23 protein-coding genes are annotated in these 24529 nt (G+C 63.9%); 20 read left to right on the top strand and 3 right to left on the bottom strand.

All coding sequences use genetic code 11. The annotated features are described in order from the left end of the window. The first annotated feature begins 36 nt into the window (after positions 1-36). Positions 37-1632: a Wzy polymerase domain-containing protein gene (locus ACT531_RS11255; RefSeq protein ID WP_476017470.1), complete on the top strand. Its 1596-nt coding sequence runs from the start codon at positions 37-39 to the stop codon at positions 1630-1632. Between the two features lie 35 nt (positions 1633-1667). On the opposite strand, the gene ACT531_RS11250 is transcribed toward ACT531_RS11255, so the two are convergent. Continuing rightward, positions 1668-2252 carry a YqiA/YcfP family alpha/beta fold hydrolase gene (locus ACT531_RS11250; RefSeq protein WP_291443741.1) on the bottom strand — a complete coding sequence of 195 codons (585 nt, stop codon included), beginning with the start codon at positions 2250-2252 and terminating at the stop codon, positions 1668-1670. A 114-nt stretch (positions 2253-2366) separates the two neighbouring features. Here ACT531_RS11250 and ACT531_RS11245 point away from each other — a divergent pair, with 114 nt between their 5' ends. The 12 genes from ACT531_RS11245 to ACT531_RS11190 all read left to right on the top strand — a co-directional run bounded on the left by ACT531_RS11245 (position 2367) and on the right by ACT531_RS11190 (position 15254). Next, positions 2367-4805 carry a protein kinase domain-containing protein gene (locus ACT531_RS11245; RefSeq protein ID WP_476017469.1) on the top strand — a complete coding sequence of 813 codons (2439 nt, stop codon included), beginning with the start codon at positions 2367-2369 and terminating at the stop codon, positions 4803-4805. A 72-nt stretch (positions 4806-4877) separates the two neighbouring features. Then, the gene (gene rodA / locus ACT531_RS11240; protein WP_209818162.1) at positions 4878-6053 is read left to right on the top strand and encodes a rod shape-determining protein RodA; all 1176 of its coding nucleotides are present in this window, start codon (positions 4878-4880) and stop codon (positions 6051-6053) included. Between the two features lie 93 nt (positions 6054-6146). After that, entirely contained in the window at positions 6147-6485 is a 339-nt protein-coding gene (locus tag ACT531_RS11235; RefSeq protein WP_110960228.1) for a YegP family protein, read from the top strand. 92 nt (positions 6486-6577) lie between these two features. Further along, entirely contained in the window at positions 6578-8062 is a 1485-nt protein-coding gene (gene tldD, locus ACT531_RS11230; protein ID WP_476017468.1) for a metalloprotease TldD, read from the top strand. Positions 8063-8094: 32 nt separating this feature from the next. Next, entirely contained in the window at positions 8095-9105 is a 1011-nt protein-coding gene (locus ACT531_RS11225; protein WP_476017467.1) for a sialate O-acetylesterase, read from the top strand. A gap of 86 nt (positions 9106-9191) precedes the next feature. Beyond that, a complete protein-coding gene (locus ACT531_RS11220; RefSeq protein ID WP_476017466.1) occupies positions 9192-11024 on the top strand; it encodes a carbamoyltransferase family protein in 1833 nt (610 codons plus the stop codon). 37 nt (positions 11025-11061) lie between these two features. Further along, positions 11062-11448: an SxtJ family membrane protein gene (locus tag ACT531_RS11215; RefSeq protein ID WP_476017465.1), complete on the top strand. Its 387-nt coding sequence runs from the start codon at positions 11062-11064 to the stop codon at positions 11446-11448. After that, positions 11448-11600, top strand: a complete 153-nt coding sequence (locus ACT531_RS11210; RefSeq protein ID WP_274110306.1) for a DUF5989 family protein — start codon at positions 11448-11450, stop codon at positions 11598-11600. Before ACT531_RS11215 ends, ACT531_RS11210 begins: the two co-directional genes overlap by 1 nt. A 3-nt stretch (positions 11601-11603) precedes the next feature. Beyond that, a complete protein-coding gene (locus ACT531_RS11205) occupies positions 11604-12758 on the top strand; it encodes a hypothetical protein (RefSeq protein WP_476017464.1) in 1155 nt (384 codons plus the stop codon). 137 nt (positions 12759-12895) lie between these two features. Next, on the top strand, positions 12896-13435 hold the full coding sequence (locus ACT531_RS11200) for a hypothetical protein (protein ID WP_476017463.1): 540 nt from the start codon (positions 12896-12898) through the stop codon (positions 13433-13435). A 281-nt stretch (positions 13436-13716) separates the two neighbouring features. Next, on the top strand, positions 13717-14838 hold the full coding sequence (locus tag ACT531_RS11195; protein WP_146871654.1) for a 3-deoxy-7-phosphoheptulonate synthase: 1122 nt from the start codon (positions 13717-13719) through the stop codon (positions 14836-14838). A 104-nt stretch (positions 14839-14942) separates the two neighbouring features. Beyond that, positions 14943-15254, top strand: a complete 312-nt coding sequence (locus ACT531_RS11190; RefSeq protein WP_015015633.1) for a hypothetical protein — start codon at positions 14943-14945, stop codon at positions 15252-15254. A gap of 55 nt (positions 15255-15309) precedes the next feature. On the opposite strand, the gene mpl is transcribed toward ACT531_RS11190, so the two are convergent. Then, complete coding sequence (gene mpl, locus ACT531_RS11185) at positions 15310-16731, bottom strand: UDP-N-acetylmuramate:L-alanyl-gamma-D-glutamyl-meso-diaminopimelate ligase (protein WP_476017462.1); 1422 nt, start codon at positions 16729-16731, stop codon at positions 15310-15312. A gap of 205 nt (positions 16732-16936) precedes the next feature. On the opposite strand from mpl, the gene ACT531_RS11180 reads away from it, so the two are divergent. The 7 genes from ACT531_RS11180 (at position 16937) to ACT531_RS11150 (ending at position 23728) form a co-directional block, all read left to right on the top strand. Further along, positions 16937-17536: a hypothetical protein gene (locus ACT531_RS11180; RefSeq protein WP_209818172.1), complete on the top strand. Its 600-nt coding sequence runs from the start codon at positions 16937-16939 to the stop codon at positions 17534-17536. Beyond that, a complete protein-coding gene (locus tag ACT531_RS11175) occupies positions 17533-18111 on the top strand; it encodes a TlpA family protein disulfide reductase (protein ID WP_295943083.1) in 579 nt (192 codons plus the stop codon). Before ACT531_RS11180 ends, ACT531_RS11175 begins: the two co-directional genes overlap by 4 nt. Before the next feature lie 170 nt (positions 18112-18281). Then, positions 18282-18734 carry an acetyl-CoA carboxylase biotin carboxyl carrier protein gene (gene accB, locus ACT531_RS11170; RefSeq protein WP_060985129.1) on the top strand — a complete coding sequence of 151 codons (453 nt, stop codon included), beginning with the start codon at positions 18282-18284 and terminating at the stop codon, positions 18732-18734. Positions 18735-18741: 7 nt separating this feature from the next. Further along, complete coding sequence (gene accC, locus ACT531_RS11165; protein ID WP_209818176.1) at positions 18742-20091, top strand: acetyl-CoA carboxylase biotin carboxylase subunit; 1350 nt, start codon at positions 18742-18744, stop codon at positions 20089-20091. A gap of 78 nt (positions 20092-20169) precedes the next feature. Next, entirely contained in the window at positions 20170-21072 is a 903-nt protein-coding gene (prmA, locus tag ACT531_RS11160) for a 50S ribosomal protein L11 methyltransferase (protein ID WP_476017461.1), read from the top strand. Positions 21073-21127: 55 nt separating this feature from the next. Continuing rightward, positions 21128-22795 (top strand): DUF3426 domain-containing protein, encoded by a 1668-nt coding sequence (locus ACT531_RS11155; RefSeq protein ID WP_476017460.1) that lies wholly within the window; start codon positions 21128-21130, stop codon positions 22793-22795. 33 nt (positions 22796-22828) lie between these two features. Beyond that, entirely contained in the window at positions 22829-23728 is a 900-nt protein-coding gene (locus ACT531_RS11150; RefSeq protein WP_476017459.1) for a carbohydrate kinase family protein, read from the top strand. A gap of 159 nt (positions 23729-23887) precedes the next feature. Here the strand turns inward: ACT531_RS11150 and ACT531_RS11145 are convergent, their stop codons facing one another. Beyond that, on the bottom strand, positions 23888-24424 hold the full coding sequence (locus tag ACT531_RS11145; protein WP_476017458.1) for a histone: 537 nt from the start codon (positions 24422-24424) through the stop codon (positions 23888-23890). Positions 24425-24529: the final 105 nt, after the last annotated feature.

Below are 24529 nucleotides of genomic sequence, written 5' to 3'. Positions count from 1 at the left end.
TCCACGGCGCGCCTTTTTGCCCCTACCTGCCATCCCATGCCCTTTGCCACCATGGCCACGCCGCTGACTCTGCTGGCACTGGCGCTGCCGTTCCTGTTCTGCTTCACGCAGGCCCCCATCAACAACTTCTGGCCCCTGCTGGCGTCCTGGGGCTGCGGCGCGGTGCTGGTGTTGCTGGCCCTGGCTCGCTGCGGCAGTTCGCTGGGGCGGGATCAGGAGGGGGAGACCGGGGGGGGGCCCGCCCTGGTGTCGAGCCGGATGCTGGCCACCGGGGTTCTGGTCGCAGCGCTGGCCAGTGCGGTCATCGGGCTGCTGCAGTATTTTGTGGGGGACCCCGGCCTGCCCGGCGTGCAGCCCTCTACCCTCGGGCAGGCCATCGGCAACCTGCGCCAGCGCAACCAGCAGGCAACGCTGCTGAGCCTGGGCGTCTGGGCGCTGCTGTGGGGCCTGGCCCAGATGCAGGCACGTCTGGACCACCCCGGCATTGCCACCACCGTGCAGGGAGGGAGGGCCTGGCCCGGGTGGTTGACGGGGTTGCTGGTGGCCTGGGGGCTGGCGTTGCTGGCGATGTCGAGCGCGGCCACGGCCTCACGCACCGGGGCCGTGCAGTGGCTGTTGATACTGGGGCTGATGTTCTGCTGGCGCGTGTCGTGGGGGCGCCTGATCCTGGGGCTGGGACTGGTGGGGCTGGTGTTGTACGGCGCAGCGGCCTGGCTGCTGCCTCGCTTGCTGCTGGATTGGACCGGGTTTGCATCGGACGGACTGTTTGTGCGCATCCTCGACGAAGAGCCGGGCTGCACCAGCCGCCGTGTGCTGTGGGCCAATGTGCTGCACCTGATCGCGCAAAAGCCCTGGGCGGGCTGGGGCTGGGGGGAGTTGGATTACGCGCACTACGTCACCGTGTTCCCGGGGGAGCGGTTTTGTGTGCTGCTGGACAACGCCCACAACCTGCCCCTGCACCTGGCGGTGGAACTGGGCGTGCCGGTGGCGCTGATCTTTTGCGCCGCCGTGGTGGTGTGGGTGCTTCGCGAAAAGCCCTGGCGCGAGACCGATCCGGCGCGGCAACTGGCCTGGGGAGTGCTGGCGCTGGTGGGGCTGCACAGCCTGCTGGAGTTTCCGCTGTGGTACGGGCCGTTCCAGCTGGTCACGGTGCTGGCCGTTGCGTTGCTGTGGCGCTGGCAGCTGCCCGGCTGGGCAACTTCGCTGGCAGCGCGCCAGGGTGCGGCCGCCATCATCGTGGGCGCGCTGGCAATCGCGGCCTATGTGGGCTGGGATTTTTACCGCGTCAGCCAGCTGTACCGGCCGCTGGCCGACCGGCCACCCTCCCTGCGCCAGGACACCGTTCGCAAGGTGGGCAACACCCCTTTCTTCACCGATCAGGTCGATTTTGCGCTGCTGACCACCATCGAGCTTTCACCCAGCAATGCGGGCCAAGTCTTTGGCGTGGCCAACAAGCTGCTGCACTTCTCGCCCGAGCCCCGGGTGATCGAGCCGCTGATCGAAAGCGCCACGATGTTGGGGCTGGACGACGAGGCGGCGTTTCACCTCAAGCGATACCGTGCTGCGTACCCGGCGGACTATGAGCGCTGGCGCGAGCAGGGGCGGCGGATTTCGTCCCACCTGAAGCCCTGACCGGAGGCGCAACGGATGGCTGCCGCGCGTTCCGTTCAGGCCAGTTGCAGGAACTGGCTCACCAGCGGCAGGTAGTCCCCATAGTCGCCCAGCGCGTGGTCGCCCCCCTCCAGCACTACTTGCTCGGCCTGCGGGTAGCGCCCCACCATCTCGCGCCAGTCCAGCACTTCGTCGCCCTTGGCAATGAGGGCCAGTTCGCGGGCGGCAGCGGGGCGGGCCCGCATGTCCAGGGCCTGCAACTCTTCAATGTACTCCGGCAAAAAATAAAAGCGCTCGCTCGGGTCGTGCCAGCTGGTCTGCTCGCCGATGTAGCGGGCGAGGTCGCGTGCCGGGTCCACAGCGGGGTTGAGTATCACGCTGGGGCAACCCGCGTGCTGCGCCACCCAGCTGGCATAGAAGCCGCCCAGCGACGAGCCAATCACGGCCATCGAATGCCGGGGCCAGCTGGCAATGCCCTGCGCCACCAGCGCCATGGCGGCACGGGGCGATGGCGGCAGCTGCGGGCACCAGAAGGTCACGGAGGGGTGGTGGGCCGCCACGTGGGCCGCAGTCTGGCGCGCCTTGGCCGACGAGGGGGACGAGCGAAAACCGTGCAGGTACAGCAGGTGGGTGGTGGTCATGAGACAGAAAGTGATCGGGGCAGGGGAATCACTGCTTTAACCGGGCTGGCGCAGGCATAAGATGTGTGCACCAGGGCGCCACACCGTGCGGCGCCTGGTTTTGCTACCCGCACCATGACCGATTTTGCCCCGCTTTCCACTGCCAGACGATGGGCGCTCGGATCAGGCGACAAGCCGCCTGCGTCGCTGGGGCGGTTTGAACTCAAGAAGCAGCTGGGCCGGGGCGCCCAGGCCACCGTGTGGCTGGCGCTGGACCCGCGCCTGCAGCGCGAGGTGGCCATCAAGCTGATGCGCCCCATGCAGGACCAGGACCCTTCCGTGCTGGAGCAGTGGCTGCGCGAGGCCCGCCACGTGGGGCGTCTGGCCCACCCCTACATCGTGCCGGTGTTTGAGGCCGATGTGCAAGGCGCGCAGCCCTACATCGTGTTCGAGTACGTGCCCGGAAGCACGCTGGCCGAGCACCTGGCCCAGCAGGGGCGCTGCACGCCCCACGATGCCGTGGCGCTCATGGTGGATGTGCTTGATGGCTTGCATGCCGCCCACCAGGCGGGCATCGTGCACCGCGATCTCAAGCCGTCCAACATCATGATCGATGCGCACCGGCACGCCCGGGTGATGGACTTTGGCATGGCGGCCCCTGTGCAGGCCGCACCGGATGCGCAACTGGCGAGCGGCACGCCCGCCTACATGGCACCGGAGGCGGCGGCGGGCGCCGCGCCCACCCCCGCGATGGACGTGTATTCCGCTGGCTTGGTGCTCATCGAGATGCTGACCGGGCGCCCCCTCATCCACCAAAAGGACACCTGGCAAGCGCTGTACCGCATTGCCAACGAAAACCTGGCCCTGCCCGCCGACCTGGGCCCCGGCGTGGACGATGGCCTGCGCGCCATTCTGCAAAGGGCCATGGCGCGTGACCCGGCGCAGCGCTACGCCACGGCGGCGGATTTTCGGGATGCGTTGCGCGCCTGGGCGGCACCGGCCAGTGCGCCATCGGCTGCCAGCAACGCCACGCTGGACTTTTTGCTGCGGCGCATGCGCCACAAGAGCGACTTCCCGGCCTTGTCGGACTCGGTGGCGCGCATCCAGCGGGTGGCCAACTCGGAAGACGACAGCATCAGCGACCTGACCCACGAAATCCTGAAAGACGTGGCGCTCACCAACAAGCTGCTGCGTCTGGTCAATAGCGTGCATTACGCCCACGCCAGCCGGGGCACCATCAGCACCGTGTCGCGCGCAGTGAGTCTGGTGGGCTTCAATGCGGTGCGCAACATGGCGCTGAGCCTGGTGCTGCTGGACCACATGCAGGACAAGGCCCATGCCAGCCAGATGCGCGAGGAATTTTTGCGCGCCATGATGGCGGGCTCGGTCGCGGCCGAACTGTGCAGCACCAGCCAGGCGGCCGAAGAGGCCTTCATCGGCGCGATGTTCCAGAACCTGGGGCGCATGCTGTGCGAGTTCTACTTTCCCGAAGAGGCGCGGCAGGTGCGCAGCCTGGTGGCGTCCGGGCGGCTGGAAGGGGGCGAGGAGGCCGCATCCGTCCAGGTGCTGGGGCTGGGGTTTGAAGACCTGGGTGTGGGCGTGGCGCGCGTCTGGGGCCTGCCCGACAGCCTGCAGCGCTGCATGCGCAAGCCCCTGGGCTCGCCCATGCAGCGTGCGCCCGAGCAGGGCGTGGAGCGTTTGCGCTGGGCCGCCATGGCGGCCAATGAGGTCGCCAGTGCCCTGTTGTTCAGCGAGCCCGCCCAGCTAGAGGGACAACTGGGACAGGTGGGCACACGCTACGCCCGCACGCTGGCGCTGTCGGCCGAGGCCATTGCTGACGCGACGCTGCGCGCGCGGCACAAGCTGGTGGCGCTGGCCGAGGCGCTGGACCTGCGCGTGGACCCCGACACGCCGGCGGCCCGCCTGCTCAAGCTGCCCCCGGCCGCCGGGGCGCAAGCCGCACCCGACGATGCCCTCGGCGCCCACGAGTTGCGGGTGACAGAAACGCAGCCCCTGCCCGCCGTGCTCGAATCCCAGGCGGGTGGCGCAGTGTCGGTAGCGCAGGTCAATGAAGTGCTGGCGGCAGGCATCCAAGACATCACCAACGCGATGGTCGAGAGTTTTCAGCTCAACGATGTGCTGCGAATGATCCTGGAGACCATGTTCCGCGCCCTGGGTTTTCGGCGCATGGTGTTTTGCCTGCGCGAGGCCCGCACCGACATGCTGACCGGCCGCTTTGGCCTGGGGGAGGGCAGCGAGGGGGCGGTCCGGGCCCTCAAGGTGCCGCTCAAGGCCCAGGGCGACCTGTTTGCCGCCGTGTGCCTGCGCGGCGCCGACACCCTGATCAACGACGCTACCGAGCCCCGCATGCAGGCGCGCCTGCCCGAGTGGTACCGCAAGGGCGTCAATGCGCCGTCGTTTCTGTTGCTGCCGCTGCAGATCAAGGGGCAGCCCTTTGCCCTCATCTATGCCGACCAGGCCACGCCGGGCGGCATTGTGGTGGACGACAAGGCCTTGGGCCTGCTGCGCACCCTGCGCAACCAGGCGGTGATGGCCTTCCGGCAGGCGGGGTAGGGCTGCGGCTCGCGATGTCCCTGCAGGGGCGTGGGCTGCTCTGGTGTGCGGCATCCGCCCGATAATCGGGGGATGGCCGTCGTTTTTGAAAAGCCCACGCTCGTCCAGCGTCTGGCGCCCCTGTTCCGGGGCTTTGACCTCCCCCTCCTGTTGCTGGTTCTGATGCTGGCCAGCGCCGGGTTGCTGGCCATGTATTCGTCGGGCTATGACCACGGCACGCGGTTTGTGGACCATGGGCGCAACATGCTCATCGCAGGGGCCATCCTGTTCATGGTGGCCCAGGTACCCCCCCAGAAAATCATGGCCTGTGCCGTGCCGCTGTACCTCACCGGCGTGGCCCTGCTGGTGGCGGTGGCGCTGTTTGGCATCACCAAAAAAGGGGCGACGCGCTGGATCAACGTGGGCATCGTCATCCAGCCCAGTGAGATCCTCAAGATCGCCATGCCGCTGATGCTGGCCTGGTGGTTCCAGAAGCGCGAGGGCACGCTGCGCCCGCTGGACTTTGCGGCTGCGGGCCTGCTGCTCGCCGTTCCGGTGGGCCTGGTCATGAAGCAGCCTGACCTGGGCACCTCGCTGCTGGTGCTGGCGGCGGGGCTGTCGGTAATCTTCTTTGCGGGCCTGTCCTGGAAGCTGATCCTGCCCCCGGTGCTGATCGGCGGTGTGGGCATCGCTACCCTGGTGCTGCTGGGCGACCAGCTGTGCGCGGATGGCGTGCGCTGGGTGGTGCTGCACGACTACCAGCAGCAGCGCATCTGCACCTTGCTGGACCCCACCCGCGACCCGCTGGGCAAGGGTTTCCACATCATCCAGGGAATGATCGCCATTGGTTCGGGCGGTCTGTGGGGCAAGGGATTCATGGCGGGTACGCAGACCCACCTGGAGTTCATCCCCGAACGCACCACCGACTTCATCTTTGCCGCCTATTCCGAAGAATTTGGCCTGGCAGGCAACCTGTTCCTGCTGGTGTGCTTTCTGCTGCTGGTCTGGCGCGGGCTGGCCATTGCTGCAGGGGCCAGCACCTTGTTCGGTCGCCTCATGGGGGGCGCGGTGTCGATGATTTTCTTCACCTACGCGTTTGTGAACATGGGCATGGTCAGCGGCATTCTGCCGGTGGTGGGCGTGCCCCTGCCCTTCATCAGCTATGGCGGCACGGCCATGGTCACCCTGGGGCTGGCACTGGGCATCCTGATGTCGGTGGCGCGGTCCCAGAAGCAGGAAACCAAGGACCCTCTCCCTGCCGCGCTGTAGGGCCTTGTGCAGGCGGTTGCCCGCAGCACGCCCTCGGGGTACAAACCGGCTGGCCAACTGTGTTTTGGTCGCTCAGCATCCGGAGGGTTTCCTATGGCGGCGAAGTTTGAGCTCAAGAAGTCGAAAAACGACAAGTTTGTTTTCAACCTGCTGGCCGCCAACGGCCAGGTCATCCTGACCAGCGAGATGTACGAGTCCCGCGCCAGCGCGCTGAACGGCATCGAAGCGGTGCGCAAAAATGCCCCGAACGATGGTCGTTTTGGTCGGCTCAGCGCCAAGAACGGTGCGCCGTATTTCACCTTGAAAGCCGCCAACGGCCAGGTGATTGGCCAAAGCCAGATGTATTCCGGTGCCAAGGCCCGGGACGAGGGCATTGAGTCGGTGCAGGCCCATGCGGCCGAGGCCGTGCTTGACGACCAGACGGCCACCTGACGTGGTGGGCGGTGCTGAAGGTGCGCCGGGTGCACATAGGGGCATGTGGGCTCTACCCGGGCAAGGGCTGGTCAGGCGCCTAAAATGCTTTGATGACTTTCCGCTCCACCACTGCCGCGCCCCAGCGTGCGGCCACCAGCCAGCGCATCGATGTTGCCCGTGAACTGCTGCTGACCCCTTTTGGCCTGGACGAAGGCCACCTTGCCCGCGCATTGGCCGAAATCCGCACCCACCAGGTGGATGATGCGGACCTGTACTTCCAGTACACCCGCAGCGAAGGCTGGAGCCTGGAGGAAGGCATCGTCAAGACCGGCTCCTTCAGCATCGATCAGGGCGTGGGAGTGCGTGCCGTCAGTAGCGAGAAGACTGCCTTTGCGTATTCGGACGACATCTCCGAGGCGTCTTTGCTGGATGCGGCCCGCACCGTGCGGTCTATTTCGGCTGCAGCGCAGGCAGGTAAAGCGCGAGTAGCTCCCAAAAAGGTAGCGGCGAGCCGCAGCCTGTACCCGGGCGTGGACCCCATCGCCTCGCTGGACAGCACGGCCAAGGTGGCGCTGCTGGAGCGGCTGGAGCAGCGCGCCCGCGCCAAGGACCCGCGCGTGGCACAGGTGATGGCCGGGCTGGCCAGTGAATACGACGTGGTGCTGGTAGCGCGCGCCGACGGCACGCTGGCGGCGGATGTGCGCCCCCTGGTGCGGCTGTCCGTCACCGTGATTGCCGAGCAGAACGGTCGCCGCGAGATGGGCTCTGCAGGCGGCGGCGGTCGTTTTGGCCTGGCCTATTTCGACGACGAGCAGATGGGTAAATACGTGGACGAGGCCGTGAATGCGGCCCTGGTCAACCTGGAGTCCCGCCCCGCCCCGGCGGGCGAGATGACCGTGGTGCTGGGCTCGGGCTGGCCCGGCATCCTGCTGCACGAGGCCATTGGCCACGGGCTGGAAGGCGACTTCAACCGCAAGGGCTCCAGCGCGTTCAGCGGCCGCATTGGCCAGCGTGTGGCGGCCAAGGGCGTCACGGTGCTGGACGACGGCACGATTGCCGACCGCCGAGGTTCGCTGAATGTGGACGACGAAGGCCACGCCAGCCAGCGCAACGTACTGATCGAGGACGGCATCCTGAAGGGCTACATCCAGGACTCTCTGAACGCTCGCCTGATGGGCGTGGCGCCCACGGGTAATGGCCGGCGCGAAAGCTATGCCCACATCCCCATGCCCCGCATGACCAACACCTACATGCTGGGCGGTGACAAGGACCCGCAAGAAATCATCGCCAGCATCAAGAAGGGCCTGTACGCCAGCAACTTCGGGGGCGGGCAGGTGGACATTACCTCGGGCAAGTTCGTGTTCTCGGCCAGCGAGGCGTACTGGGTGGAAAACGGCAAGATCCAGTACCCCGTCAAGGGCGCCACCATCATCGGCAGTGGCCCTGAATCGCTCAAGAAAGTGACCATGATCGGCAACGACATGCGCCTGGACAGCGGCGTGGGCACCTGCGGCAAGGAAGGCCAGAGCGTGCCCGTGGGCGTGGGGCAACCCACGCTGCGCATCGAAGGTCTGACGGTGGGCGGTACGGCCTGACGCCCTCGTCAGCACACAGCGCAAGCTACAGCATGAAGTTCACACGGCCGTTTTGCTGGTCAGGATTGGCGCAAGCCGTGTTGTTTCTCTTGATTGGGGCTGTGAGTGAAGCTGTGCTGGCTGAGCAGTGTTTGGTGCGCGAAACCAGCCCCACCTTGCCCGTACGCCAGCTCTTCGTGGTGGCAGGACAATCCAATGCCGCAGGTTTGGCGTCGGTGAGGGACGTCGTTGGTGGGCCGGACGACTACGCGCGACAGGACACGGTCTTCCCGAATGTAAAAATTTACGGTATCTATGGTGCCCCCCCGGGTGTGGCAGGAAGGGACGACGGAAGATTCTCGCGGGGCGTGCGTTGGAGCGGGTTTGCATCCTGGCAGCAGGCGCGGCCTGGTTTTGGCTTCAAGAACGTGACGCCAAATGCCAAGGAGTTTCCGGCCGGTGTGACTGCAATGGAGTTATTTGGCCCCGAGCTGTATTTAGCGCGGTACTTGAATAATGTCCCGCCTCATGACCACTATATTGTCAAATTAGCAGTGGCTAATACATCGCTTCGTGGCGGTGACATTCTTGATAATTGGGCGCCGGGCGGCAGCCTTAACAATGAGCTGTTGAAGATGATTGCCGACGCCTATAATACCCAGAGATCAAAAGTCAGGCTGCAGGTAGCTGGCATTTTCTGGATGCAGGGTGAAACGGATGCGCTCAATGAAGCGTCGGCCCTTCAATATAAAAACAATTTGAGTGGGTTTATCAAAAATTTCCGCCGATCGCTGGTTCGCATGAAATGCACGGACGACGCGGAGGTACCTGTGGTTTTGGGCCGGATACAGGACAATCCGGTGTGGACGCACCGGAGTCATGTCCGGCTGGCGCAGGCCAGTGTAGCCGAAGCGCTGCCACGCGTGAGCCTTATCGACACTGACGATCTGTCAGCCCACCTCGTTGTGGGGGGGGTGCATTTCAATGAAATTGCGCAGGCATGGCTGGGTGAGAGGGCTTTCAAGGCCCTCGCTGGGGATGGCGGCCATGCCAAGAAAGAGTAAATCTGTGCCCGGCTGTGCTTTGCCAGGTTGCGAGCGCTTCGGTGCTCTTTTTGGGTTTTGCTTGTAGAGCGTGTGGTTGAGCCTTTATGAATATATTGGGAATTTCTTCGTATTATCACGACAGCGCGGCGGCTATCCTGCGTTCGGGTCGGATAGTCGCCGCTGCACAGGAAGAGCGATTCACGAGAAAGAAGCACGATGCGCAGTTTCCGAAAAATGCGGTCAGATATTGCCTGCAGGAAGCTAACGTTTGTGTGAATGACCTGGATTCCATCGTCTTCTACGACAAGCCAATTTTGAAATTCGAGCGCCTGCTCGATACCTATCTGAGCTATGCGCCGAGTGGTTTTCGCTCCTTCGTCGCGGCAGTCCCCGTGTGGCTGAAGGAGAAGCTCTATCTCAAGAGAACCCTCAAGCAAGAGCTCGCGGCCCTGCTGGCGTGCAAGGAGTCGGAACTGCCTCCCATCCTGTTCGCCGAGCACCACGAGTCCCACGCCGCGTCTGCGTTCTACCCGAGCCCTTTCGACAAGGCGGCTGTCTTGTGCCTGGACGGTGTCGGCGAATGGGCCACCACTTCGGCCTGGCTGGGGGACGGGGCAGATCTCAAGCCCCTGTGGCAAATAGAGTTCCCGCATTCCCTGGGATTGCTCTATTCGGCTTTCACTTATTACCTGGGCTTCAAGGTCAATTCGGGTGAATACAAGCTCATGGGGCTGGCGCCTTATGGCAACCCCATTTACACCCAGCTGATCTGGGATAACTTGATCGACATGAAACCGGACGGATCATTCCGGTTGAATCTCGATTATTTTGATTACTGCACCGGCCTTCGGATGACGAACCAGAAGTTCGCGGACTTGTTTGGTGCACCGCCCCGAGATTCCGATGCCACCCCGACGCAGCGAGACATGGACCTGGCGGCGTCCATCCAGGCGGTGACGGAAGAGGTCGTGATCAAGCTGGCCCGCCAACTGCAGAGCGAGACGGGCGCGGACTACCTGTGCATGGCGGGCGGTGTAGCACTCAACTGTGTGGCCAACGGCCGATTGTTGAGGGAAGGCATCTTCAAGGACATATGGATCCAACCGGCGGCCGGGGATGCGGGCGGAGCGCTCGGTGCAGCCTACGCCTCGTACCACACGTACCGTGGGCAGCCCCGCGTTCAGGGTGAGGCAGGCGCAGACCAGATGCAGGGTTCGCTGCTCGGCCCGCAATATGCCCAGGCCACCGTCATCCAGGCGTTGAGCGAGCTGGGTGCGAGCTACACCGTTCTGGATGACGAGTGCCTGTACAGCACGGTTGCCGGACTGCTGGCGAGCGAAAATGTGGTGGGCTGGTTCCAGAACCGTATGGAGTTCGGTCCGCGTGCCCTGGGCGCCCGCTCGATCATCGCGGACCCCCGTTCGAGCGCCATGCAGTCCCAGTTGAATCTGAAGATCAAGTTCCGGGAGTCCTTCCGTCCCTTCGCTCCTGCCGTCAAGGAGGAGGCCGTGGAGAAGTACTTCCATCTTGATCGCCCGAGTCCCTACATGCTGCTGGTGGCGCAAGTGCACGACAGCATCCAGCTCCATCCGGACCATTCGCTGCAGGGCCTGGCGCAACTGCATCAGGTGCGCTCCAGCATTCCGGCAGTGACCCACGTGGACTATTCTGCGCGGGTGCAGACGGTGAACGCCCAGAGCAATCCGCAGTTCTACAAGTTGCTGTCGGCCTTCGAGGCGCAAACGGGTTGCCCGGTTCTGGTGAACACGTCCTTCAACGTGCGCGGCGAGCCCATCGTATGTACGCCGGAGGATGCATACCGCTGCTTCATGGGAACGGACATGGATTACCTCGTCGTGGGGAATGTTCTGCTGGCCAAGGAGGCTCAGACGAATGCCAAGGTCGAGTTCCGCAAAGGCGCCCTGGCATTGGATTGACAATCTTATGAGCGAAAAAACTGATACCGCCCCTGTGGTGAGCGATACCGAGCTGCGCAAGTTCGGTTATGTGATGGCGGGCTTCTTTGCCCTGTTCTTCGGCCTGCTGCTGCCTTGGTGGTGGTCCATGAAATCGGCTAATTGGCCCTGGGTGGTCGCGGCCGTCTTCCTCGCCCTGGCGCTCATCGCGCCCGGGCTGCTGCGCGGGCCTTACAGGTTCTGGATGCGCCTGGGCAGGGTGCTGGAGTGGGTCAACACAAGACTGGTGCTGGGCGTCGTGTTTGTTCTGGTCTTTGCGCCACTCGGGTGCGTGTTGCGCTTGCTGGGCAAGGACACCCTGCAAAAGAAATGGGATGGTCGTTTGACGACCTACAGGGTCAACAAGGTGCCTAGGAAGGCCGATCACATGGAGCGTCAATTCTGATGTTGGAATTACTGAAAGAGCTCGTACTGTTCTTCAAGGAACACAAGCGGTATTCGTTGATCCCCGTGCTGGTGGTGCTGCTGCTGCTAGGAGCCTTGATTGTTTTTGGACACGGATCGGTGTTGGCGCCCTTCATCTATACGCTGTTCTGATCCATGAAAAAATTCTTGTATCTCCTGCTGCCCTCATTGGCACTGTGCATGCTGGTGGGGCTGGGATATGGCGTCGGGGTCTACACGGTTGCAGGACGGTTCGAGAAGACAATTCACTGGGTCGAGCAGGGGGAGACCCTGGCGGGTGTGCTGGCGATCACGCCGCTCAACGACGAGCAGCGAAACGGCATCAAGAATGCCTACAGCAACCCGTATATTGACGCTCGCAACATCAGCTGGTCGGTTCCCAATCAGCCGACCCCCTTTGTGGGCACCGCCCCTGCTCCGGGGCAGCACCACAATGCGCAGATCAACTCCTGGCAAATGCGCAGCAGCGAAGAAGTTCAGATGCCAAAGCCTGCGGGCGTCTACCGGATTTTCCTGACCGGGGGATCCACCGCCTTCGGCTCTGGAGCGCCCAGCCAGGACAAGACGATCGGCAGCCTGCTGAACGGCATGCTGACCGACCGGCTGTCGCAGAAAACAGGACGGCGCTATGAGGTTTTCACCTTCGCCAACCCTTCCTGGGCATCAACGCAAGAGCGCATCGCCATCGAGAACTACCTGTCGGAGCTTCAGCCGGACCTGGTCGTTTCCCTATCTGGCAACAACGATGTCTTCTGGGGTGATGCTGGCCGTAATGTGCTGTGGTTTGCGGCCGGGGCGGATGAGTACTTCCAGACCCTGGTCAATACCGGCTTGAGAACGGCGGGCAGGAAAGAGCTGCCTGCTCTGCCGCAGGCGCGCCCCGCATCGCAGCCCGTGGCGGCGCATTTGGTCTCTTACCGGCTACAGAAGAATGTCCGCTTGGGCGCGCATGCATTGCGACAAGTGAATGCCGACTGGATCTTCTTCCTGCAGCCTACGTTGTCCGTGACACGCAAGGCGCTGAGCACCCGCGAAAAGGCGTTCATCCCGGCATCCCAGAGCTATTTCGTGCAGTGTTATGAGCTGATGTCTTCTGAACTGGCCGGATTGCGCCAGGACAACTTCAGGTTTGTCGACCTGTCCAAGGCATTCGACGGCTATCAAGCAACGGACGAAGTGTTCTTGGACCAATTTCATTTTGGCGACAAGGGAAATGCCGTCATCGCCAACGCGATGTTCTTGGCAATAGCCACTCACCTGGCGGCGCGGCCGGGTCTGCCGAAGCCATGACGCTGTGCGGCCGGGCCGACGAGCTGGCGCGGGTTGTGTCGCCCAGCCCCTTCCGGGTTGCTGCTTTGCCGTCGGGCCGGGTGCCCGCGCAAGGGGCCGGACGTCGTTTCTTCTGACGGGGAGCGCAAAATACCGCCATGCCCGCTACCATCCCGAGCCAGCAGCTGACGCTCCAGTCGTTTGGAGACATCAGCCGCTTCTTGCGCGAGGGCGTGGCGGACGAGGATTCGCGCCAGTTGCGTGACAGCCTGGGCGTGCTGTCCACGCAGATCGACGAGGTGGTGCGCACCCGCCGCACCAGCACCGACACCACCGAAATCACCCGCCGCGTGGTGGCCTTGTCCCACAGTGCGCGTGAACACCAGCTATTTTTGACCGGCCTGGGCTCAGCATGGCACGCGCTGTACGAGTTTGGCGCCTACCAGCGCGCACTGAGAGAGCTGCGCAACGCCATTGCCGACTGGCAGTCGATGCTGGAGCAGCGCAGCACCAAAGAAAGCGCCAGTTTCGACCAGTTCGAACTACTGGCCTGGCGCACGCTGGGCGAGGCGTTGCTGCTCATCGACATGTACGAGCACCAGAGCAATCCGGCAAGCGATTTGCAGGACATGCCGCCGCCGCGCAAGCCCTCGGCACTGCAGCGCTTGCGGGCATGGTTTCGGGGCGGCCGGCGGTGAATGGCCGGAGCGCCACGTGTTGGAAGCGGGCGCGTGTCGTGCATTCGCAACAGGCCGAGGGGGCCGAACCGGCGCACTCCTGTGCTACATTGGCTGCCATGCAAGTTCGCAGCGCGTTTTATTTTTGGTTTTTTATCTCGGTCCCCGGCGGATGAGAGGAAAACGCGCAAGCACACACAACCTCCCCATACCAACCGCCGACGCTGCAAAGCCCGGCGGTTTTTGTTTTTCAGCCCTCCCGTTTTTCCATCCACTCCAACCGACTCCACGAGGAAGCAACCATGACGGCCACTACCAACCCCACCAGCGATGCCTGGTACCGCAGCGTCGAGAAAACCAGCCAGACCGACGACGAACGTATCAAGGACATCACCGTGTTGCCTCCTCCCGAGCATCTGATCCGCTTCTTCCCGATCGGCGGCACGCCGGTCGAATCGCTGATCACCCAGACCCGCAAGAACATCCACAACATCATGGCTGGCAAAGATGACCGCCTGCTGGTGGTCATTGGCCCTTGCTCCATCCACGACCCTGCCGCTGCTGTCGAGTACGCCCGCCGCCTGATGGCCGTGCGCACCCAGTACGCCGACACACTCGAAATCGTGATGCGCGTGTACTTCGAAAAGCCACGCACTACCGTGGGCTGGAAGGGGCTGATCAACGACCCCTACCTTGACGAAAGCTACCGCATCGATGAAGGCCTGCGCATTGCGCGCCAGCTGCTCATCGAGATCAACCGACTGGGCATGCCTGCCGGCAGCGAGTTCCTGGACGTGATTTCGCCCCAGTACATCGGCGACCTCATCAGCTGGGGCGCGATTGGCGCGCGCACCACCGAGAGCCAGGTGCACCGCGAGCTGGCCTCCGGCATCTCGGCCCCCATCGGCTTCAAGAACGGCACGGACGGCAACATCCGCATCGCCACCGACGCCATCCAGTCGGCCAGCCGAGGCCACCACTTCCTGTCGGTGCACAAGAACGGCCAGGTCGCCATCGTGAACACCAAGGGCAACAAGGACTGCCATGTGATTTTGCGCGGCGGCAAGACGCCCAACTACGACGCTGCCAGTGTGGCCGCGGCTTGCAAAGACCTCGAAGCTGCCAAGTTGCCCGCCACATTGATGGTGGACTGCAGCCATGCCAACAGCAGCAAGCAGCACGAAAAGCAGCTGGACGTGGCCCGCGATGTGGCGGCCCAGGTGGCGGGCGGTTCGCGCAGCGTCTTCGGCCTGATGATCGAAAGCCACCTGACGGCAGGCGCCCAGAAGTTCACGCCTGGCAAGGACGACCCTTCGGCACTCGAATACGGCAAGAGCATCACCGACGCCTGCCTGGGCTGGGACGCTTCGCTGCAGGCGCTGGCCGAGCTGTCGGACTCCGTCAAGGCACGCCGCGCCCGCTGATCGCTGGCTCCATTGCAAGGTCTAAACTGGGGCCTCTTGCTGCACGCACTCTGCGTGCAGCAGCGGTCACTAGTCACCGCAACAACACAGAAAGGCGATCCATCATGCACAGCGAAGTGTCGGTCAAGCTGGCCGCAAACCAGGAATACCGTTTTGATCTGGAGGGCGCCGAGCCCATGGCCCACGAGGCGGGGCGGCGCTGGCTCGACGATCAGTTCATCGCGCTGGACTGCGAGCCTCTGCGCGCCAGCGGCAAGGTGCTGCTGGCCGACAAGGTGCTGACCGTGGCCCGCGCGGCCGGTGTGGCGCTGATGCAAGACCCCACCTGGTCCCGCGACTTTGCGCGTGCCGCCAGCGCCGCACTCGCCAAGCCCATCGTGCGGGTGGACGTGCCGGGCATGGCGGTCACGTTTTGAACGCCATTTGATAAAAATTGGCTGCTAGCGCTGGTGGAGTATGCGCCAGTAGCTATTATTTTTGTAGTGCTTGCAGCAGCTTGGCGTGGATGCCGCCAAAGCCACCATTGCTCATGCACACCACGTGGTCGCCTGGGCGTGCGGCCTGGGTGACCTGGGCCACCAGCGTATCGATGTCCGGGACCGTCTGGGCGCGCTGGCCGGGCCCGACGCCCAGCGGTGCCAGCGCCTGTGCAGCATCCCAGTCCAGCCCTGCCGTGTGGCAAAAGGCCAGATCGGCGGGCTCCAGCGCCCAGGGCAGCTGGCTTTTCATCGCGCCCAGCTTCATGGTGTTGCTGCGGGGCTCGAACACCGCCAAGATGCGTGCGCCAGCGCCTAAGGTACGGCGCAGGCCGTCAAGCGTGGTGCGCAAGGCGGTAGGGTGGTGGGCAAAGTCGTCGTAGACGGCCACACCGCCCACCGTGCCACGCAATTCCATGCGCCGCTTGACGTTCTGAAAACTGCCCAGAGCGGCCGCGGCCTGTGCGGGCGCCACGCCCACATGGTGGGCCGCCGCGATGGCCGCCAGCGCATTGAGCTGGTTGTGCACGCCGGTCAGCGACCATTCCACGCGCGCCACGGTTTGCCCTTGGTGCACCACGTCAAAAGCCTGCGGGTCACCCACGGCGTGAAAGTCGCTGACGGCGGCGCCAAAGCTGGTCACCTCGCTCCAGCAGCCGGTGTGCAGCACGCGGGCCAGGCTTTCTTCCAGTCCATTGACCACCACGCGCCCCGACGGCGGCACGGTGCGCACCAGATGGTGGAACTGGCGCTCGATGGCCGCCAAGTCGTCAAAGATGTCTGCGTGGTCGAACTCCAGGTTGTTCAGCACGGCGGTGCGGGGCCGGTAGTGCACGAACTTGCTGCGCTTGTCGAAAAAGGCGGTGTCGTATTCGTCGGCCTCGATCACGAACAGGGGCTTTGCCCCGAGCGGCGTGGCGGCTGGCGTGGGACGCTGCGCAGCGCCCAGGCGCGCGGACACGCCAAAGTTCAGCGGCACCCCGCCGATCAGAAAGCCCGGCTGCTGCCCGGCCGATTCCAGAATCCACGCCAGCATCGAGGTGGTGGTGGTCTTGCCGTGCGTTCCAGCCACGGCCAGCACATGGCGACCCTGCAGCACATGCTCGGCCAGCCATTGGGGGCCGCTGGTGTAAGGCAGGCCCGCGTCCAGAATGGCTTCCATTAACGGAAACTTGGGGGAGCCGTCGGCCAGCCGGGCGCGGCTGACAACATTGCCCACCACAAACATGTCGGGCTGGAGCGCGAGCTGGTCGGCGCTGAAGCCTTCGATCAGGTCGATGCCCAGCGCGCGGAGCTGGTCGCTCATGGGTGGGTAGACCCCGGCGTCGCAGCCCGTCACCTTGTGCCCTGCCTCGCGCGCCAAGGCCGCGAGGCCTCCCATGAACGTGCCGCAGATGCCCAGTATGTGTATATGCATGGGCGCAGATTCTAAGGCCGGGGGGTGGGTGTCTCCTTCAAGGCAAAAAGGACTGCTGGCGCCGACTCTGTCTGCCTGAGGTGCTCTCAAAATAGTAGTTCCGCTGCGCGCCGGTTGTCTGGGTCGCCAGTGCCGCCTGGGGTCATCGGCCGCCGTGTCACGGCTTCGCGCCACAATGCAGGGTCTTTAGTTCTCCACCGCTGCCATGCACACACCCCTGAGCGAAGAAATCGCCCAAACGACCGCCCGCCTGGTGGTGGAGGAGGGGCTGGAATGGGGCCCCGCCAAGCGCCGGGCGCTGCGGCAGATGGGCCTGCCAGCCCGCACCCCGCTGCCTGACAACGATCAGGTGGAAGAGGCGGTGCGGGAGTATATCCAGCTCTTCTGTGCCGACACCCAGCCGCGCGAGCTGCGGGCGTTACGCCAACTGGCCCTGGTGTGGATGGACCGCATGGCGGCTTTTCGGCCGCATCTGGCGGGGGCGGTGTGGCATGGCACGGCCACGCGCCTGTCAGACATTTACCTGCAATTGTTCTGTGATGACCCCAAATCGGCAGAGATCGCGCTGATCGATCATCATGTGGACTACGAACCGCGAACGGTCACTGGCTTTCATGGCGAATCGGTGGAGGCGCTGAGCCTGGGTAGCAAATCGCCCGAGCTCAATGAAATGATCGGTGTGCACCTGCTCATCTATGACCTGGATGACCTGCGGGGTGCGCTCAAACCCGACGCCAAGGGCCGGACACCGCGCGGTGACATCACGGCTGTGCGCCGCTTGCTTCAGGAAACCACGACCCCATGACACAGCCTGCTGAATCTCTCTCCCCGGTGACTCCCGATGCCTCCGCTCCCTCGGCAGCGCGCAGGCGCCTGTTGTATGCGGGGGTGGCCGGGGCTGCGGCGCTGGGCGGGGCGGGCTTCGCATGGTGGAAGTTTCAGCCCCATGCCGTGGAGTCGGGGGCTGAGCAGGCGCTTTGGGGGCTGGAGTTTGAAACGCCCGCCGGTAGCACCGTGGCCATGAAGTCCCTGGCTGGCAAGCCGCTGCTGCTTAATTTCTGGGCCACGTGGTGCCCACCTTGCGTGGAAGAGCTGCCCATGCTCAACGCCTTCTATCGCGAACAATCTGCTAAAGGCTGGCAAGTATTGGGTTTGGCGATTGATCAGCCTTCGGCGGTGCGCAAGTTCCTGGCCCGTATCCCGCTCGATTTTCCCGTGGGGCTCGCCGGTTTGGGCGGCACGGATCTGGGACGGTCGCTGGGCAACCTGACAGGAGGCTTGCCTTTCACGGTGGTCCTGGGCGGGGAGGGGAAAGTGCTGCATCGTAAAATGGGGCAAGTGACCGCCCAGGATTTGCAGCTTTGGGCAGGTCTGCGTTGAGGATGCGCGCCCATATACACGGGCTGTATAGGGGTTCTCGACGTGTCGTCTCTCGATGAAACGGCACTTTTCCATGTCGAAGTTCATGAAAAATGCGGGTGGAAGACTGCGATAGGGTGAAATTGGAGTAAATTCGCGCCCTATTCAGTTTTATAGCCGTTGGAGCTTCCATGGATCTGCGAAAACTCAAAACCCTCATCGATCTCGTGTCCGAGTCGAACGTCTCTGAACTCGAAATCACGGAAGCCGAGGGCAAAGTCCGCATCGTCAAGAGCGGCGGTGCTGTGGTCCAGCAGTATGTGGCGGCCCCGGTGGCAGCCCCTGCCGCGGCGCCAGCAGCCGCGCCTGTGGCTGAACTGCCTGCCCCACCGGCCGCAGCAGCCCCTACCGGTCACATCGTGAAGTCCCCCATGGTGGGCACTTTCTACCGCTCGTCCAGCCCCGGCGCCAAGCCTTTTGTCGAAGTGGGCAGTCAGGTCAAGGAAGGCGAGACCATCTGCATCATCGAGGCCATGAAGATCCTCAACGAGATCGAGGCCGACAAGTCGGGCACTGTGACCCGCATCCTGGGCGAAAACGGCCAGGCCGTGGAATACGGACAACCTTTGTTCGTCATCGAATAAGGCGCGCATGTTCAAGAAAATCCTGGTCGCAAACCGAGGGGAGATTGCCCTTCGTATCCAGCGCGCCTGCAGTGAACTCGGGATCAAGGCCGTGATGGTCTATTCCGAGGCCGACCGCGACGCTAAATACGTCAAGCTGGCCGAAGAGGCCGTCTGCATTGGCCCCGCGCCCTCGCCTCTGTCGTACCTCAACATGCCGGCCATCATCTCGGCGGCCGAGGTGACTGATGCCGAAGCCATCCACCCTGGCTACGGTTTCCTGTCCGAGAACGCCGACTTTGCCGAGCGCGTCGAAAAGAGCGGCTTCCAGTTCATCGGCCCTACGCCCGAGTCGATCCGCATCATGGGGGACAAGGTGTCGGCCAAGCAGGCCATGATCCGCGCGGGCGTGCCCTGCGTGCCGGGTTCCGAGGGTGAGTTGCCCGATGACCCAGTGCAGATCCGCCGCATCGCCAAGGCCATCGGCTACCCGGTCATCATCAAGGCTGCCGGCGGCGGCGGTGGTCGCGGCATGCGCGTGGTGCACACCGAGGCGGCCCTGGTCAATGCCGTGCAGATGACCAAGGCCGAGGCGGGCGCAGCATTCGGCAATCCGGCGGTGTACATGGAGAAGTTCCTCCAGAACCCGCGCCACATCGAAATCCAGATCCTGGCCGACAAGCACCGCAACGCGGTGTACCTGGGCGAGCGTGACTGCTCCATGCAGCGCCGCCACCAGAAGGTGATCGAAGAGGCACCAGCCCCTGGCATCCCCCGCAAGCTGATCGAGAAGATTGGTGAGCGCTGCGTGGCCGCCTGCAAGAAGATCGGCTACCGCGGTGCGGGCACGTTCGAGTTCCTGTACGAAAACGGCGAGTTCTACTTCATCGAGATGAACACCCGCGTGCAGGTGGAGCACCCTGTGACCGAATGGATCACGGGCGTGGACATCGTGAAGACGCAGATCATGGTGGCGGCTGGCGAAAAGCTGCCCTTCACCCAGCGCCAGATCGAAATCCGCGGCCACGCCATCGAGTGCCGGGTCAATGCGGAAGATCCGTACAAATTCATCCCGTCGCCGGGGCGCATCACCACGTGGCATCCACCGGGGGGGCCTGGCGTGCGTGTGGACTCGCATGCCTACAGCAACTACTTTGTGCCGCCGAACTATGACTCGATGATCGGCAAGATCATCGTGCACGGCGACACGCGTGAGCAGGCCCTGGCCCGCATGCGCACGGCGCTGTCCGAGACGGTGATCGAAGGCATCAACACCAACGTGCCGCTGCACCGCGAGCTGATGGTGGACGCCAAGTTCATGGCGGGTGGCACCAACATTCACTACCTGGAAGAGTGGCTGTCGCAGCACAAGCGCTGAGCAGGCAGACTTGCAGGTCGTTCACATGCTGGCTCCTGGCAACGGGTGCCAGCATTTCACTTTTTTCGAGAGACGCCTATGTTTGAGCTGAGTCTGATGTGCCCCGAGGACCGGATTGAAGCGGTCAGCGATGCGCTGGACGCGCTGGATGCGCTTTCCGTGTCGGTGGAAGACGCCGATGCGCAGACCGACGCCGAACAGGCGCTGTTTGGCGAGCCTGGCATGCCTCCGCCCAAGGATGGCTGGCAGCGCAGCCGTGTGGTCGCCTTGTTCCCCTCCGAGGTGGCCGCCCGCGAAGCGCAGCAGTTGCTGGTGGTGCAGGACTTTTTTGTGGGCTGCCAGGTGCTGGGCGTAGCCCAGGTGCCTGAGCAGGACTGGGTCCGGCTGACCCAGTCGCAGTTTGCACCGGTGGACATCACACCCGATTTCTGGATCGTACCTACCTGGCATGAACTGCCTGCCCAGGCGGTACGCAGCATCCGGCTCGACCCTGGTCTGGCCTTTGGCACGGGCACACACCCCACCACACGCATGTGCCTGCGCTGGATTGCGCGCAACGGCGCTACGCAGCCCGGTCAGGGCAACCCCCTGGGGCGGGTGCTGGACTATGGATGCGGGTCGGGCATTCTGGCCATTGGTGCGGCCAAGTTCGGCGCCACGGACATAGACGCAGTCGATATCGACCCTGCGGCTGTGGAGTCCACCGTACAAAACGCCGAGGCCAATCAGGTCACACTCAAATCAGGTCTGCCGGACAAGGCGCAAGGCGAATACCAGACGGTGCTGGCCAACATCCTGGCGACGCCGTTGCGGGTGTTGGCCCCGCTGCTGTGCAGCTATGTGGCTGCGGGCGGCCATCTGGTGTTGGCGGGCATTCTGGAGCGCCAGGCGGATGAGCTCAAGGAGGCCTACGCGCCCTGGCTGCCGCTGGAAGTGGCGGACACCGAGGATGGCTGGATTCTGATGACCGCACGCCGTTGAACGTGCGCGAGCGCTGTTCTGGCGGCCGCGGCATGGCCTCTACAATCCACCGCTGATGAGCCAGATCACCCGCTGCCCGTCCTGCGCCACCACCTTCAAGGTCGTGGCGGACCAATTGCGCATCTCGGAGGGATGGGTGCGTTGCGGCCAATGCAAAGAGGTATTCGATGCCTCTGCCCATTTGCTGCCGGTGGCGCCTGAAGCGCTGCTGCCCGATGTGTCGCTCACGGACCTGCGGGCGCCCACAGCCCCGGTCGTCCGAAAGCCCGATGCGCTGGGTGCGTGGGGCGGCGGCAAATCAACTGGCGCCGCTCTGCCCGCTGCTGCGAATGCAGCCAAGGCGACCACGCCTGTCACGGGAAGCGTTTCGGAGTCCGTTACCCGGGCAGCGGCGACCAACACGGTTGACGCCCCGCTTTTCTGCGTGGTGGATGATGTACCTGCAGCCCCTGTGCTGGATATCCCCAGCCCGGCGGTGCCCGCGTTTCTCACGGCAGGCGCTCGCAAGGAAACCTCTCCTGAAGTTCTGGGGGATGACCTCCTCGCCCCCTTTGCATGGAGGGCCCACAGCGCGCCACGGGCTCCGACTGCGGTGGATGCCGGGGCAACGCTATCGGCCCCAGTGCCTGCGGAGATTCCGGGGCCGATAGTGGAACCCACCACGGCTCCACGCGCCGGTGATTCCGTATTGGATGCGAACGGGTCTGTACATGGACGCGGGGATGCTGCGGCGGCGCCCTCGGGCTCGGTGACACCCGTTGTCAGCGAGGATGCCAGCAGCTTGGTCGGTGGGGCTTTGCCGCCGGTGACCGAGCCCCCCAGCCCTGCTGGCTACGAACTGCCTTTTGCAGAACTTCGCGATTCCGAAATGACACTGGATGCGTCCTTGGATGCGGATGCCGCTGGCCTCGTCGACCTGTCGGGCGATCCTATCCATTCAACGGGGGCATCGGAGGCTTTGGCGCCGCAGCCGTCCGACCCCAGTGCCGCGCTTCTGGACGAAGTGCGGAAGCTCGCGCCAGTGCCGGTCGCGGAGTCCGTTGCTCTGGCACCTCCGCTGCCTTCCGTCGACTTTGTGCCCAAGGCGGATACCCCGGAGACGCCGGCCATGGAGCTGGTGAAGGACGATTCGCACGCTGCCATCCTGCGGGCACGACCTCGGCGGGCTGCGGACGACGACGATGATGCCGAGGATCAGGAGTCCGACCCCGAGGTCAGTTTTGTGCTTGCTGCGCGCCGTAAGGCGTTCTGGCGCAAACCTGTCGTGCGGATGGCGTTGGGGCTGGTGTTCTTTATTTCCCTGCTGGGCCTGGCATTGCAGATTGCCGTGCAGGAACGCGACCGCATTGCCGCGCTGGACGCTCGCACTCGCCCCTGGCTGGTGAAACTGTGCGAGCCCTTGCGCTGCGAGCTTGCTCCCGTGCGCCAGATTGCCGATGTGGTCATCGACAGCTCTTCCTTCAACAAGGCGCGCGGCGACAGCTACCAGCTGGCGCTGACGATGAAGAGCACCGCCACCATCCCCTTGGCCATGCCTGCGGTGGAATTGACCTTGACCGATGCCCAGGACCAGCCCGTGTTGCGGCGGGTCTTGTTGCCCACCGACATGGCCGCGCCGGCGGAGTTGCCCGCGAAGGGGGAGTGGGGCACCTCGGTGTCGGTGCTCGTGACCACGGGCGGTGCACGTGTGGCGGGCTACCGGCTGCTGGCGTTCTATCCCTGATTTCTCCCAACAACTTACCGAGTTTCACTATCTATGGCTGCCCTCATTTGTGGTTCCCTGGCGTTCGACACCATCATGACTTTCGAGGGGCGTTTTGCTGAGCAGATCCTGCCGGATCAGCTGCACATTCTGAATGTGTCCTTCCTGGTTCCGTCGCTGCGCCGCGACTTCGGGGGGTGTGCGGGCAATATCGCTTACAGCCTCAAGCTGCTGGGTGGTGAGCCGCTGCCCATGGCCATGCTGGGCAGCGACGGTGCCGACTACTTGGAGCGGCTGGAGTCGCTGGGTATCAGTGCTGGCCACGTTGGGCAGGTGCAGGACACCTACACCGCACAGGCGATGATCATGACGGACCGTGACAACAACCAGATCACGGCCTTCCACCCCGGTGCCATGATGCAAGCCCATGCCAACCGCATTGGTGCCGACAGCCGTGTCGGCGTAGGAATCATCGCGCCGGATGGGCGCGATGCCATGCTGGAGCATGCAGCCCAGTTCGTCGCGGCAGGCATCCCGTTTGTGTTCGATCCGGGCCAGGGCCTGCCCATGTTCAACGGGCAGGAATTGACCCAGTTCATTGAACAAGCCACCTGGGTCACCGTCAATGACTACGAGGGGAAGATGCTGTGCGACCGCACCGGCTGGTCGCTGGCCGATATCTCCCGCAAGGTGCAGGGGCTGGTGGTGACATTGGGCGCTGAGGGCTGCGAGGTCTGGGTGAATGGTGACAAGACCCATGTCCCCCCCGTGAAACCTGCCGCCGTGGTGGACCCTACGGGCTGTGGCGACGCCTGGCGCGGCGCGCTGCTGTTTGGTCTGGAAAAGGGCTGGCCACTCGTACGTTGTGCCGAATTGGGCAACCGGGTGGGCGCCCTCAAGATCGCGCAGCGTGGCCCACAGAACTACACGCTGGATTTCGATCCGCTGGCATAAGCCACTCAGGCCACTCAGCCAATGTCGCCCGCGTTGCGGTACGTCGGGCGATACAGCGCTATTTGCTCACCGGGCGACCCTCGGGAGAACCCATACCAAGATGCAGACGAAAAAAAACCCGGTGCGTTTGCACCGGGTTGAGCGCGTGGCGCGCCAGGATCAGGGCTTGTTGCCCGTAGGGAAAGGCCAGGCTGCCTGAGGGTTCAGCGTGGTTTGTGCTGCGGGGGCAGCAGCCGCAGGGGCAGGCGCCTTGGGGGCCTTCTTGGCCGGTGCAGCTTTCTTTGCGGGGGCAGCCTTGGCAGGTGCAGCAGCCTTCTTTGCCGCTACGGCCTTCTTGGCGGGAGCGGCTTTCTTTGCTGGTGCTGCTGCCTTCTTGGCAGGTGCAGCCTTCTTCGCAGCTACGGCCTTCTTGGCGGGAGCGGCTTTCTTTGCCGGTGCTGCTGCCTTCTTGGCAGGTGCAGCCTTCTTCGCAGCTACGGCCTTCTTGGCGGGAGCGGCTTTCTTTGCCGGTGCTGCTGCCTTCTTGGCGGGTGCAGCCTTCTTCGCAGCTACGGCCTTCTTGGCAGGAGCGGCTTTCTTTGCTGGTGCTGCTGCCTTCTTGGCAGGTGCAGCCTTCTTTGCGGCTACGGGTTTGGCCGTTGCAGCCTTCTTCGCGGGAGCAGCCTTTTTAGCGGCCGGTTTTTTCGCAGTTGCCATCATGTTCTCCTTGGGTCAATTTGCAAAGAGCACTTCCTGTCTGCAGTGGACAGAAAGCGATCCATGGAGATGGATCAAAACTCCATCTCCATGAACACGGGAACG

It is taken from the genome of Acidovorax sp. DMC1, assembly GCF_056314325.1.
The sequence above is the reverse complement of the archived record's forward strand: the minus strand, read 5'-3'. Positions and strand labels throughout refer to the sequence as shown.

Bases quoted from the DNA above. Each gene is read 5' to 3' on its own strand.
- ACT531_RS11220 (WP_476017466.1), top strand. From the start codon at position 9,192: ATGAATATATTGGGAATTTCTTCGTATTATCACGACAGCGCGGCGGCT.
- ACT531_RS11235 (WP_110960228.1), top strand. From the start codon at position 6,147: ATGGCGGCGAAGTTTGAGCTCAAGAAGTCGAAAAACGACAAGTTTGTT.
- ACT531_RS11245 (WP_476017469.1), top strand. From the start codon at position 2,367: ATGACCGATTTTGCCCCGCTTTCCACTGCCAGACGATGGGCGCTCGGA.
- ACT531_RS11175 (WP_295943083.1), top strand. From the start codon at position 17,533: ATGACACAGCCTGCTGAATCTCTCTCCCCGGTGACTCCCGATGCCTCC.
- mpl (WP_476017462.1), bottom strand. From the start codon at position 16,731: ATGCATATACACATACTGGGCATCTGCGGCACGTTCATGGGAGGCCTC.
- prmA (WP_476017461.1), top strand. From the start codon at position 20,170: ATGTTTGAGCTGAGTCTGATGTGCCCCGAGGACCGGATTGAAGCGGTC.
- tldD (WP_476017468.1), top strand. From the start codon at position 6,578: ATGACTTTCCGCTCCACCACTGCCGCGCCCCAGCGTGCGGCCACCAGC.
- ACT531_RS11205 (WP_476017464.1), top strand. From the start codon at position 11,604: ATGAAAAAATTCTTGTATCTCCTGCTGCCCTCATTGGCACTGTGCATG.
- ACT531_RS11250 (WP_291443741.1), bottom strand. From the start codon at position 2,252: ATGACCACCACCCACCTGCTGTACCTGCACGGTTTTCGCTCGTCCCCC.
- ACT531_RS11190 (WP_015015633.1), top strand. From the start codon at position 14,943: ATGCACAGCGAAGTGTCGGTCAAGCTGGCCGCAAACCAGGAATACCGT.
- ACT531_RS11150 (WP_476017459.1), top strand. From the start codon at position 22,829: ATGGCTGCCCTCATTTGTGGTTCCCTGGCGTTCGACACCATCATGACT.
- ACT531_RS11155 (WP_476017460.1), top strand. From the start codon at position 21,128: ATGAGCCAGATCACCCGCTGCCCGTCCTGCGCCACCACCTTCAAGGTC.
- ACT531_RS11195 (WP_146871654.1), top strand. From the start codon at position 13,717: ATGACGGCCACTACCAACCCCACCAGCGATGCCTGGTACCGCAGCGTC.
- ACT531_RS11225 (WP_476017467.1), top strand. From the start codon at position 8,095: ATGAAGTTCACACGGCCGTTTTGCTGGTCAGGATTGGCGCAAGCCGTG.
- ACT531_RS11180 (WP_209818172.1), top strand. From the start codon at position 16,937: ATGCACACACCCCTGAGCGAAGAAATCGCCCAAACGACCGCCCGCCTG.
- accC (WP_209818176.1), top strand. From the start codon at position 18,742: ATGTTCAAGAAAATCCTGGTCGCAAACCGAGGGGAGATTGCCCTTCGT.
- ACT531_RS11255 (WP_476017470.1), top strand. From the start codon at position 37: ATGCCCTTTGCCACCATGGCCACGCCGCTGACTCTGCTGGCACTGGCG.
- ACT531_RS11200 (WP_476017463.1), top strand. From the start codon at position 12,896: ATGCCCGCTACCATCCCGAGCCAGCAGCTGACGCTCCAGTCGTTTGGA.
- accB (WP_060985129.1), top strand. From the start codon at position 18,282: ATGGATCTGCGAAAACTCAAAACCCTCATCGATCTCGTGTCCGAGTCG.
- rodA (WP_209818162.1), top strand. From the start codon at position 4,878: ATGGCCGTCGTTTTTGAAAAGCCCACGCTCGTCCAGCGTCTGGCGCCC.
- ACT531_RS11210 (WP_274110306.1), top strand. From the start codon at position 11,448: ATGTTGGAATTACTGAAAGAGCTCGTACTGTTCTTCAAGGAACACAAG.
- ACT531_RS11145 (WP_476017458.1), bottom strand. From the start codon at position 24,424: ATGGCAACTGCGAAAAAACCGGCCGCTAAAAAGGCTGCTCCCGCGAAG.